Here is a 10,784-nt window from a genome sequence, read left to right as displayed (position 1 = left end):
GATCACCACCCTGCTCGCGAACGGCTATATCACGGTCATCGCCCCGATCGCGATCGACAGGGCGGGCCGGAGCCTCAACATCAACGCGGACACGGCGGCCGGCGAGATCGCCATCGCTCTCAACGCTTTCAAGCTCATCAACCTCACCGACGTCGACGGCGTGATGGACAGGGAGAGGACGCAGGTCTACCGCCATCTCAGGGCGATCGAGACAGAGGACCTGATGGCAGACGGCACGATCGCGGGCGGCATGATCCCGAAGATCGACTCCTGTGTCAGGGCGGTGAAAGGGGGCGTTTCTTTCGCCCATGTGGTGAACGGGAACAAGTCACACACCATCCTCCTCGAACTCTTCACCGATGCCGGCGTCGGCACGATGATCACCGAGTGAGAGGGGAGATACTCTTTTTTTGAACTCGCTGGCGCTCGTCCAGCGAAATTAAGATTGACCTCGGGAAGACTGAACCGGAGATCCTGGGGAGGGAGATTGCCATCCCATCCCTATCCTGAGCGGGGTGCGAGCGGAGCGAGCTTGAGAAAGCCATCAGGCTTTCGGGGGAAGGGGGCACAGTCCCCCGGCGCGAGACACCGATCAACTGCCTTCCCCATATTGCTCACCGGGGGACTACTCGAAGGTCTACGACCTTCTTTTTGCCCTCGGACAGCGAAACCTTCGGTTTCTCGACTCCCTTCGGTCGTCCCCCGAAATTAGGATGGGACTGGGGAAGAAAGAGCAGAGATCATGACGAGTGAGACTGCCATCCTACCCCCCTATCCTAACGCGGGGGGGCCGGGGGGTGAAACCCCCCGTACAAGAGCCAATCAACCGCCTTCCCCTAAAACACAGGCCGGGGGACTACGCCCCCCGGACCCCCGCTCAGGATTGGACCGGGGAAGACCGAATAGAAATCCCGAGGAGGGAGATTGCCATCCACCCCCTATCCTAATAGCAAGGGGAGCGGGGAGTGCGACCGACGGGAGCTTGAGAAAACGGAACGTTTTCGAGCGATGCCCCCCGGTGGAGAGCGCCGATCAACTCCCATCCCTAAACAGACCGCTCCTTCACCGCGGCCATAAACCTATCCCTGATCTCCGCGGGGGAGAGGGGGATATTCGGCACATCCGCGTTGCCCGGCCTGATCAGCACCCTGACGAAGGCGGGGCCGGGCGAGGGGTCGTCCAGGGCCGCCGCAATTGCCCCCTCGTCGGCGACGGTGCAGGTCCGGGGGATGCCGGCGGCGATCGCCGCTACTTCGAGGTCGGCCCCGGTGCAGGCGCAGGTGGGCTGGTTGCCCGTCGAGCCGAAGGCGCCGTTGTCCAGGCAGACGACGGTGAGGTTTTTCGGGGCGCTCGCCGCGATGACCGGGAGGATGGAACTCCCGAGGAGGCTGCCGTCGCCGTCGATGACGACGACCCGCCTCTCTGTCGAGAGGGCGAGGCCGAGGCCGATCGCCGAGGCCTGGGTGTAGGAGCCGAGCATGTAGAAGGTGAGGGGGCGGTCGCCCGCGGCATAGAGTTCCTTGCTCGGCACTCCGATGTTGCAGACGATGGCGGCGGCTCCAAGGTGGGGGACGATCGCCCTGATCGCCCCGAGCCTCTCTGTCACCGGGGCGGGGAGAGGACGCTCCCCGACGACGACGCGGTGGCGGCAGGGCCGCGGCGGCAGGTCGCGGCAGACCTCGCACCTCCCTCCCTCCCAGACCTTCGGCGAGATGAGGGCGACATGCGGGCGGGAGTGGAGGAAGGCGTCGTCGATGACGGCGCCGATCTTCCCGATCTCCCCGGCGTCCTGGACGACGGTGTACGGGATGCCCGATGCCTCGAGGATCGCGGGAAGGCGGGTGTTGAAGGGGATCTGGGCCGGGATCTTCTCCCTGTACACCCCCCGCCAGCTCGCGAGTATCGGGAGGGGCAGACCGAAGGTGACGGTGAGGGAGAGGATCGCGTTGAGCATGTTCCCGAGGCCCGAACTCTGGATCACGACCACAGGCCTCTTCCCGGCAAGCACCGCCCCGGCAGAGACGCCGACGCCGTCCTCCTCCCGCATCAGCCCGACAGTCTGGAAACGCTCTGTGAGGAGGAAGCAGAGGTCGCCGGCGCGGTCGCAGGGGAGGGAGGCGACAAGGTCGATCCCCTTTTCGGCAAGGAGGTCGGCGATGATATCTTCATGCACGGTTTCTCACCTGTCCGAGAACCCTCGCCCCGAGGACAGCCGCGTCCACGTCGGGAGCGACCCTGAACGCGGGTTCGATCCTGTAGCGCTCATGCTCCTCTGCGACACGCCGGTACCCGCCGCCGGTGATATTGAGGAGGACAGTGTCGGTGCGCCCGATCTCCCCCGACTCCACCGCCTGCCTGAGGGCGGCCACCGCCACCGCGGCCGCCGGGTCGAGGTCGATCCCCTCGGCATCGGCAAAGTGCCGCCCTGCACCCTCCGCATCCCTGTTCTCCACTGAATACATCGATCCTCCCGTTGCAGTGAGGGTGTCGAAGACGCCCCCGCCGACACTATACGGCGGGCCTCTATTGGTCAGCACATCAGAATAAACCGCCGCGATTGACGCCCGTGCGTCGGGCATATCCTCTTCCGGCACGATCTCGCGCCGGCCTGCCTGCCATGCCCTGACCATCGGGACAAAGGGAGCGTTCTGGGCGAGATGCAGGCGGGGCAGACGGTCCCCGAACCTGCCGTCGCCGATAAGCCGCATCGATGCCTCCCAGGCGGCGATACCCCCGGTCCCGCTCCCGACGGCCTGGACATAGTGGTCGGGGATCCGGCCGAGGGTGACCGCGGCGTCGAGCATCACTGTCCCCATGCCGTCCCTGCGGGCGACATTCTTTGCCCCGCCTTCCGGGATCAACCCCTGGACAGAGCAGAGGCCGTTCGCCACCGCAATGGCATCGGCATAGTCGCCGTCCACCGTGACCAGGCAGACCCTATCGGTCTCCACCGTCGTCCAGAGGCGGTCGGCGGCCGTCTCCGGCACAACGACGACGACCGGCATCCCGGTCAGGGCCGCGGTCTGGCAGAAGGCGCGGCCGGTGTTCCCCGCGGAGGCAACGACGAGGGTTCGGCCTCTGGCCGTCTCCCGCACCCGCACCATCGTCGGCAGGGCTTCGAGTTCCTTGAAGGAGCAGGTGAGCACCCTCCCCCCCTTCTCGGGCCAGTAGCCGGAAAAACTGATCCAGAGATTCCGGAGGCCAAGATCTCGGGCAAGAGCGGTGGAGCGGAAGGTGACCGGCCCTGCTGCGGCCTTGATCGTCCCCTCGACAGGGAGCCAGTCGGCGAACCTGAAGACGCCGGGTTCGTCCCTGAGGTCGAGGGTCTTTTTCCGGTAGACGGTGCGGATGAGGGCCCTGCACCCGGAGGGGCAGGAGAGGGTGTAGTGGTCCTCGACAGTTTCCCCGCAGTCGGGGCAAAGAAGTGTGTACGGCCGCATCATTGTCACCTCACCGGGAACCCCCGATCGAGGATCCTCTGGCGCAGGTCCTCGCAGAGGGCCTCGGCACGGTTCCGGTCGGACTGACGGAGGGTGATCGGCACCCGCCTGCCGCCGACGGTGATGGTCCCGAGGGCCCCGGAGACGGCGCCGCCCCGGCACGATGCCGCACACGCCCCGCAGGAGACGCAGAGCGCCGTGTCTATCCCCTTCCCGGTCACAAAGGCGCCGGTCGGACAGAGGCCGCCGGCCACGCAGGGTTCGCAGAAGAGGCAGGAAGTCGGGTCGTACGTGACCCGCCGATCGGTGCCCTGCCAGACGTCCCCGTAGGTCGCCGCGGCAAAGGGCCGCCTGTCGCTGATGTCGGCCACAGGCAGGGCGATCGCCTCGTCCAGGACAGAGAGGGCGGAGAGGCCGGCGTCGTCCAGGACGGGGATCGCTGCGGCGATGCTCGTGATGCACTCCGGCCCTGCCGAGGTGACGAAACCGCCGCAGTACCTGGGGTTCATCTCCCTGATATCGGCGAAAGCCATGATGTTCGGTTTTTCCGGCGTGCTCCGCGTCCCCTCGCCCATCACGAAACCGGGCGCCCCGTTCACCAGGACCCGTGTCCCGGCCCTGATGAACCTGAGGGAGGGGTCGTTCTCGATCGGGTTGATCTCCCCGCAGCCGCTGACCGAGGCTTCCACGCACGGCCCCCGCATACCCGCGGCCGAGAAGATCGTCTGGACCTCGGATGGCTCGCGGTTCACGTAGGCGGTGTAGTTCTTGAAGGCGCTCCTGGTCGTGAGGAGGCGGGCGACGGTGCAGTCCTCGATCGTGACCGTGCGCGAGATCTCCCTGCCCCCCGCCGTGACCTGGACATCGACGTCCTTCCCTGCCGCAAGGTCGGCAATGAGGTGGCCGCCGCCGTACCTCTGCCCGCTGTGGGCGGTGCCGTAGACGACCAGGTCCACCAGGCCGAGACGCTCGTTCGGGCAGGGGCCCGGGAAGGCCGGGACACCGTTCAGGCTGACGGTGTCGGCCCGGAAAAAGGTGCCGGGTTGAGCAACCGGCACGGAGAGGACGGCCGCCGTCCCCGACATCACGCCGCAGGTCCCGCAGGTGACGACGTCGACGTCTTCAGGGGTCAGCCTCTCCCCTTCCCGGATCCGTTTCTTCAGCTCGGCCGCGGTCAGGACGACGGCGCTGCCGTCCCTGATCCGTTCCTCGATTCCTGCAATTGTCTTCATATGATGATGCCCTCCACCCGTACGTGCAGCCCCTCTGGGCGCTCCACTATCATATTGGTAACTCCGGTGTGGGCGAGGGCCATCATGCAGAAGCCAGGGAGGAAACGCTGGCGTTTCCCGAAGACAGGCGGGTGGGCAACAGGCCGGGCGAGGCCCTCGAAGCCGATCATGTGGTAGGCCCGCACGTCATGGTACTCCCGATTCCGGGAGAACTCGGGGCCGACGACATGGCCGGTGATGAGGCCGGTGACAGGGTCGGCCTCGAACACCCTGATCACATGCTGGACAGGGCACCCCGCGCCCATCGGGCGGCCGACGACGATCTCGCCCTCCGCGATCCCCCACTTCTCCACAAGGTCCGGCCTGAAGGGGAGGACGATCTTCCGGGCCGTGGGTTCGCCGGGCAGGGGGTCGATGATGAAGTCGTAGGCATTGCCGACGACGTCCCGCCCCGTATAGACCGCGTCTGGGGCGGCGACGCAGGCCTCGCCCTCAGAGAAGGGGCAGTCGGAGACCGACCGCTCCCCTGCGGCGACCATCCCCATGAACGCATCGCAGGTCCGCGCCCCGCAGAGGCCGCAGTTCTTTCCGGGAGGCTGCCAGCCCATCTACTCACCCCGGAAGAGGGTGCCCGCGTCCCCGAGTCTCCGGACGACCCCGAAGTGGTGCTGCCACCCGATCTCCTTCTTGCCGACGCAGACGGTGCAGACACCGAGGGGCGGCACGCCGCGGAGTTCGATGGTGGCGAGGTCCGTCACCTCGTCGGCCTCTGCGATCCTCTGGAGGAGGTAACGCATGCCCGTCCCCTGCACCGCGTTCGTCTCGACGATCTCGATCTCGGGGGCCACCTCCCTGATCCCCTCCCTGAAGACCTCCTTCTCGGCCTGGGAGACGAGGTCGATCCTGGTGACGACCGCCACGTCCGCGAGGCCGATCATCGGCCCCATCTTCAGGGGGGCGTGGATGCCCGAGACGGCGCTGAGGACGACGACGCCGAGGGCCTGGGTGACGTACGGCGAGCAGCGGAGGCAGAGCCCCGCGGACTCCGCGATGAGGAGGGAGGCCTTCTCGGCCTCGGCCCAGCGGAGGGCGTCGGCCATCACCATGATCCCGGCATGGTCCGGGCAGAGGTCTCCGGAGTAGACCTTCCGTGCCGGGATGCCGAACTCGGCCGCGAGTTCCTCGTCCTCGAAGGCCCTGACCACGTCGATCTTGAGGTAGGCCGCCCTCTCCTCTGGCCCGAGACTCCGGAGGACCTGGCGGACGACCGCGGTCTTGCCCGCCGACGGCGGTCCGGCGATGACAAGGAGTTTCATACGGCGTGCACCGGGTCGGAGGAGAAAGGTAGATTTCTCTCGTCAGAGGCGGCAGGGACGCCGCCTGTGATCGCCTCGCCGGCTCGGATCCGTTCCCTGAGGTGGCAGAGGATGCCGTCCATCTTTTTCACCGCAGAGAGGGCCTCGTCTTCGGCCCCCGTGTGCTCGATGACCCTGACGACTGTCCCGTTCCGCATCACGATCCGCCGGTCGCACATCAGGGCGACGAGGGGGTCGTGGGTGACGAAGACCACGGCCTTCTGATAGGTGCGGAGGACCTCGATCACCCGGTCCTTGAAGATCCCGGCATTCTCGACCTCGTCCAGGATGATCACGGGCGTGCTCCCGACGAGGATCGCGTCCGCCACCATCAGGGACCTGGTCTGCCCGCCTGAGAGGGAGGTCATCCGCGCCCCCGGCGTGATCTTCTCGCCGGTGAACTCGTTTGCAAGGGCGATCGTCTCAGTGATGATGCCGTCGCGCCCGATCCTCCGCGACCTGACATGCATCTCCAGAAACTCCCTGACCTGGAGATCGGCGAGGCATTTCGTGTTCTGGGTGATGAGGGCGACCGGTTTTTTCGCCGGGTCACGGACATAGTCGTCGGGCGGCGCCGCCCCGTTGACCAGGACGGTCCGTCCGGTGACAGTGTCGTTCATGGCAAAGACCTCGATGTCGTTGATGAAGGCGCTCTTTCCCGACCCGGTCGGGCCGACGATGGCGAGGGTCTCGCCCGGTCTGATGACGATCCGGTCGAAGTGCTCGGTCTCGCCGTTCTTGTCCCTTCCGGGGAGGACAGTGATCTCGGTGACCTGCGGGTCCATGCAGGGCGTCATGCGGGACATCAGATAATGCTATCCATAGGGCACACATTTAATCGACAAACGTGCAAAAAAATACAAAAAATATACGATGAGATAACAAAAATGTGCAGTCAGAGGGGGAGGGCCGGTGCGGAGACCCCTGTGAGGAGAGAAAAACAGGGATCCGTGGACAGATGTCGAGGGTACACTCACCCCTGCGCCGGCCTGAGCAGGGGCATCAGCCTTGCGATGTGGTAGCCGCAGATGACGGATATCCTCTCCCCGAAGGCGGAGTCAAGAGTCGTATCGCCGGAGTCCACGAAGAGCGCGGGTGTTGCGGCGAGTTTGCCGGGCGTGGCGACGACGATAAGGTTCTCGGGCCCCGCGGCCCTGAGTACCGCAGGGGTGATCGGCCCGGTGCCCCGGCCGATGACCGCACCCTGCGCCCCGATCGGGCTGACGATGATCCGGCAGCGGCCCGCACTCTCGATCTGTGCGAGGATGGTTGCCTCGTCGGCGTCTGGGGCGGCGACCTTCCCGTCCACAATCAGGTCCACGCCAAGCAGGGTCGCCTCGGTCCCGGCCGCCCTGGCGATCGCGGTGGTGGTGCCCCCGGCCCCGAGGACCACGCACCCTCCCGCCCTGATCAGGTCGGCCATGAAGCGGGCGATGCCGTCGAGGGCGAGGGCCTCGTCCCCGAAAGAGGCCTCTTTCCCGCACTGCACGCGGCCGGGGAGGAAGGGCACTCTCACCGTCGCATAGAGGCGGGCCCGGAGGTCGCCCTGCCTGTACGCATCCTCGTCAATGTCCATCACCTCGGCCTCCCTGAGAGCGTAGTCCCCGGCAAGGACCTCTCCCACCGCGGCGGGACGGACCGCAAAGACACCCGAGTACATCTTCACGCCCGCAGGGATGCCGAGGATCGGGATCTCCCCCGCGGCCAGAGCGACGTCCCGCGCCGTGCCGTCGCCGCCGCAGAAAAGAATGATATCGGCGCCTGCATCGACACAGGCCTTGACCGCGGCCCTGGTGTCTTCGGCAGTCGTCTCCCGGCCCCCTGCCGTATGAACAACCTCGTAGCCCCTGATGCCTGCAGCGTCGAGGGCGTCGGCCCCCATCGCATCGGCAGAGGTGAGGACGCGGAGGGGGAGACCCCGAAGAGAGAGGAGGGACTCGACGGCACGCGTCCCCGCCCGCGGCACCGCGCCCCGCCGCCGCGCCTCGGCGGCCGTCCCGTCCGTCCCCTTCAGGCCGACCGTACCGCCGAGGCCGGCGAGGGGGTTGATCACAAGGCCGATCGTCGTCATCAGAGAGGGAGGATATGCCGCCGCAGAAAGAAAAAGATACGTCTGAGAGAGGAGAGCCCTTACTTTCCTGTCCGGTTCGCCCTCCCAAAGAGGCCTGACCGGTGCCCCGACCCCGGGAAGGTGCCCTTCGTGGCAGAACGGACGTCCTCGACGGTGGTGAAGGCGCGAGGGTTCATCCCCTCGATGAGACCGGCAAGGCGCGGGAGGTCGCAGCGCTTCACCACCGAGTAGAGGATGGTGCACGGCCCCTGGAGGCCCTCGGCCCCGACAACGGTCACGCCATAACCCGTGGCCCTGAGGGCGTCCACAAGAGGGGCGTCCTCCCGCGGCGTGATCACGCGGAGGACGCAGAGGCCCATAGCGAGTCTCTCCTCAAGGAGAATGCCCGCGTAGTTCCCTGTCGCAAACCCGGCGGCGTACGAGAGGAGGAAGACCGGGTTTGTGTAGTCGTTGACGACGAGCCCGAGGGAGAGGAGCCAGAGGATGATCTCGAAGAATGCGATGACCGGGACGAGGAGACGGCCACCCCGGGCAAGGAGGATGATTCGCAGGGTTTCGAGGCTGACGTCGATCGCCCGTGCCCCGAAGACGATAAGGGGGATGAGGAGGGGGGTCAGGGCGCCGGCAGAGAGGACTTCCATAAAGGTGGGGTCGACTTCTCAACTATATAGTGGTGCAGAAGTGCACCCGCAGAGGCCCATGCTCCGGCCGTTTTTCGACGGATAAACCTGATTGGACGGACACCGGCACGGCAGGAGCGCATTGTCGCCGTAATGCCCGGTCCCGGTGTGACCTGAGACCTTCGTCGTGCAGGGGTCGTCGAGCGAGGGAATCTCACGCCCTGTCCCCAACGGCCTCGCGCATTACGGCGACAAAACTCTTCAGTTCAGCGCACATCGCCGCCCTGTCCCCTCCATGCCTCTCCACGATCTCCACGATAGCGCTGCCGACGATCACCCCGTCGGCACCGGCGGCCGCGAGCGCCCTGGCCTGGTCAGGGCCAGAGATCCCGAAGCCCACGGCGATGGGGAGGAAGGTACGCGACTGCATTGCGGCGATCCGGCCCTCCATGCCGGGCGGGAGGCCCGCCCTCGCGCCGGTGACCCCCTGCACAGAGACGAGATAGAGGAAACCACTGGCATGCTCCAGGATCGGGTCCAGACGCTCTTCAGGGGTGTTCGGGGCCACAAGAAAGACCTGGTCGAGGCCGTACCGCCGTGCCGCGGCGCCGGCCGCTCCCGACTCCTCGGGCGGCATGTCAGGGATAATCACCCCGTCGGCGCCGGCCTCTGCCGCCTCCCGGTAGAAACGATCGATACCGCGAACGTAGACGATGTTGTACGCCGTCATCAGGACGATCGGGATGGGGCTTCCCTCCCTGACGGCCCTCACCAGGTCGAAGATGCGGTCGGGCGTCGTCCCGGCCGCAAGGGCCCTGGCGTTCGCCCGCCGGATCGTCGGGCCGTCGGCGATGGGATCGGTGAAGGGGACGCCGATCTCGATGATGTCGGCCCCGGCATCGACGACCGACCGCAACGCCGCAAGAGAGGTCGCGGGGTCGGGGTCGCCGCCCGTCAGATAGGCGATGCAGGCGGGTCTGCCGATGCCGGAGAAGAGGGCGTCGATCCTGCTCATATTGCCACCCCTCTTCTCGCCGCGACCTCTGCCACGTCCTTGTCCCCGCGCCCTGAGAGGGTGACGACAATGATGTCGTCCTCGCTCATCTCCCGGGCCATCTTCACCGCGTGGGCGACCGCATGGGCCGACTCCAGGGCCGGGATGATCCCTTCCCGCCGCGAGAGGAGCGAAAAGGCCGCAAGGGCCTCCTCGTCGGTGACCGCGACGTACTCGGCCCGCCCGATGTCCTTCAGCATGCCGTGCTCGGGCCCGACGCCCGGATAGTCGAGGCCTGCCGAGACCGAGTGGGTCTCCAGGATCTGCCCGTCCCTGTCCTGGAGGAGGTACGAGAGGGCGCCCTGGAGCACACCCTTCGTCCCGGCGCAGAGGGTGGCCCCGTGCTTCCCGGTCGAGAGGCCCTCGCCCCCGGCCTCCACCCCGACAAGGCGCACATCGTCGCCCATGAGGGGATAGAACGTGCCGATCGCGTTCGAGCCCCCGCCGACACAGGCGACGACCGCCGTCGGCAGATGACCCTCGGCTTTCAGGACCTGTTCCCTCATCTCCCTCCCGATGACACACTGGAAGTCCCTGACCATCGTCGGATAGGGGTGCGGGCCCACCGCGGAGCCGAGGAGATAGTAGGTCTCCGCGGGACGGGCGATCCAGTCGCGCAGGGCCTCGCTGACCGCGTCCTTCAGGGTGCGGCCGCCTGTCCGCACAGGGTGGACCGTCGCACCGAGAAGTTCCATGCGGACGACGTTCAGCTGCTGCCGCGCCATGTCCACCTCCCCCATATAGACCTCGACAGGGAGACCGAGGGCCGCACCCGCGATCGCCGTCGCCACCCCGTGCTGGCCGGCGCCGGTCTCCGCGATGATCCTGGTCTTGCCCATGTGCCGCGCCAGCAGGGCCTGCCCGAGGGTGTTGTTGATCTTGTGCGCACCCCCATGGAGGAGATCCTCCCTCTTCAGGTAGACCCGGCAGCCGAGGTCGCGTGAGAGGTTCCGGCAGTACGTGAGGGGAGTCTCCCTGCCGGCAAAGGTCGAGAGGTACCCCTCCAGTTCCG

11 protein-coding genes are annotated in these 10,784 nt (G+C 66.8%); 1 reads left to right on the top strand and 10 read right to left on the bottom strand.

What is annotated here, in order from left to right:
* Positions 1-391: acetylglutamate kinase (argB, locus tag PHP59_RS09195; protein ID WP_300166267.1), on the top strand; the 391-nt coding region annotated here is incomplete at its 5' end.
* Positions 392-1,045: 654 nt separating this feature from the next.
* Here argB and comE read toward each other — a convergent pair.
* The 10 genes from comE to trpB form a co-directional block, all read right to left on the bottom strand.
* Positions 1,046-2,173 carry a sulfopyruvate decarboxylase subunit beta gene (gene comE, locus PHP59_RS09190; protein ID WP_300166265.1) on the bottom strand — a complete coding sequence of 376 codons (1,128 nt, stop codon included), beginning with the start codon at positions 2,171-2,173 and terminating at the stop codon, positions 1,046-1,048.
* Positions 2,166-3,443, bottom strand: a complete 1,278-nt coding sequence (locus PHP59_RS09185; RefSeq protein ID WP_300166263.1) for a cysteate synthase — start codon at positions 3,441-3,443, stop codon at positions 2,166-2,168. Before PHP59_RS09185 ends, comE begins: the two co-directional genes overlap by 8 nt.
* A 2-nt stretch (positions 3,444-3,445) precedes the next feature.
* Positions 3,446-4,672: a methanogenesis marker 16 metalloprotein gene (locus tag PHP59_RS09180; RefSeq protein ID WP_300166261.1), complete on the bottom strand. Its 1,227-nt coding sequence runs from the start codon at positions 4,670-4,672 to the stop codon at positions 3,446-3,448.
* A complete protein-coding gene (locus tag PHP59_RS09175; protein ID WP_300166259.1) occupies positions 4,669-5,280 on the bottom strand; it encodes a (Fe-S)-binding protein in 612 nt (203 codons plus the stop codon). Before PHP59_RS09175 ends, PHP59_RS09180 begins: the two co-directional genes overlap by 4 nt.
* A complete protein-coding gene (locus PHP59_RS09170; RefSeq protein WP_300166256.1) occupies positions 5,281-5,988 on the bottom strand; it encodes a GTP-binding protein in 708 nt (235 codons plus the stop codon).
* The gene (locus tag PHP59_RS09165; RefSeq protein WP_300166254.1) at positions 5,985-6,812 is read right to left on the bottom strand and encodes an ATP-binding cassette domain-containing protein; all 828 of its coding nucleotides are present in this window, start codon (positions 6,810-6,812) and stop codon (positions 5,985-5,987) included. The genes PHP59_RS09170 and PHP59_RS09165 overlap by 4 nt, the downstream gene beginning before the upstream one ends.
* Before the next feature lie 188 nt (positions 6,813-7,000).
* Positions 7,001-8,098 (bottom strand): ATP-NAD kinase family protein, encoded by a 1,098-nt coding sequence (locus PHP59_RS09160; protein ID WP_300166252.1) that lies wholly within the window; start codon positions 8,096-8,098, stop codon positions 7,001-7,003.
* A gap of 59 nt (positions 8,099-8,157) precedes the next feature.
* Positions 8,158-8,739, bottom strand: a complete 582-nt coding sequence (locus tag PHP59_RS09155) for a DUF2179 domain-containing protein (protein ID WP_300166250.1) — start codon at positions 8,737-8,739, stop codon at positions 8,158-8,160.
* A gap of 193 nt (positions 8,740-8,932) precedes the next feature.
* Positions 8,933-9,733: a tryptophan synthase subunit alpha gene (trpA, locus tag PHP59_RS09150; RefSeq protein WP_300166248.1), complete on the bottom strand. Its 801-nt coding sequence runs from the start codon at positions 9,731-9,733 to the stop codon at positions 8,933-8,935.
* Positions 9,730-10,784, bottom strand: a 1,055-nt coding sequence (trpB, locus tag PHP59_RS09145) for a tryptophan synthase subunit beta (RefSeq protein WP_300166246.1), incomplete at its 5' end; no start/stop codon positions are given. The genes trpB and trpA, both read right to left, overlap by 4 nt.

Source organism: Methanofollis sp., assembly GCF_028702905.1.
Lineage (GTDB): Archaea > Halobacteriota > Methanomicrobia > Methanomicrobiales > Methanofollaceae > Methanofollis.
The sequence above is the reverse complement of the archived record's forward strand: the minus strand, read 5'-3'. Positions and strand labels throughout refer to the sequence as shown.

What these genes read in the sequence shown, in the direction of transcription:
- PHP59_RS09185 (WP_300166263.1), bottom strand. Translation starts at nt 3,443, where the DNA reads ATGATGCGGCCGTACACACTTCTTTGCCCCGACTGCGGGGAAACTGTC.
- PHP59_RS09180 (WP_300166261.1), bottom strand. Translation starts at nt 4,672, where the DNA reads ATGAAGACAATTGCAGGAATCGAGGAACGGATCAGGGACGGCAGCGCC.
- PHP59_RS09175 (WP_300166259.1), bottom strand. Translation starts at nt 5,280, where the DNA reads ATGGGCTGGCAGCCTCCCGGAAAGAACTGCGGCCTCTGCGGGGCGCGG.
- PHP59_RS09170 (WP_300166256.1), bottom strand. Translation starts at nt 5,988, where the DNA reads ATGAAACTCCTTGTCATCGCCGGACCGCCGTCGGCGGGCAAGACCGCG.
- PHP59_RS09165 (WP_300166254.1), bottom strand. Translation starts at nt 6,812, where the DNA reads ATGGACCCGCAGGTCACCGAGATCACTGTCCTCCCCGGAAGGGACAAG.
- PHP59_RS09160 (WP_300166252.1), bottom strand. Translation starts at nt 8,098, where the DNA reads ATGACGACGATCGGCCTTGTGATCAACCCCCTCGCCGGCCTCGGCGGT.
- PHP59_RS09155 (WP_300166250.1), bottom strand. Translation starts at nt 8,739, where the DNA reads ATGGAAGTCCTCTCTGCCGGCGCCCTGACCCCCCTCCTCATCCCCCTT.
- trpA (WP_300166248.1), bottom strand. Translation starts at nt 9,733, where the DNA reads ATGAGCAGGATCGACGCCCTCTTCTCCGGCATCGGCAGACCCGCCTGC.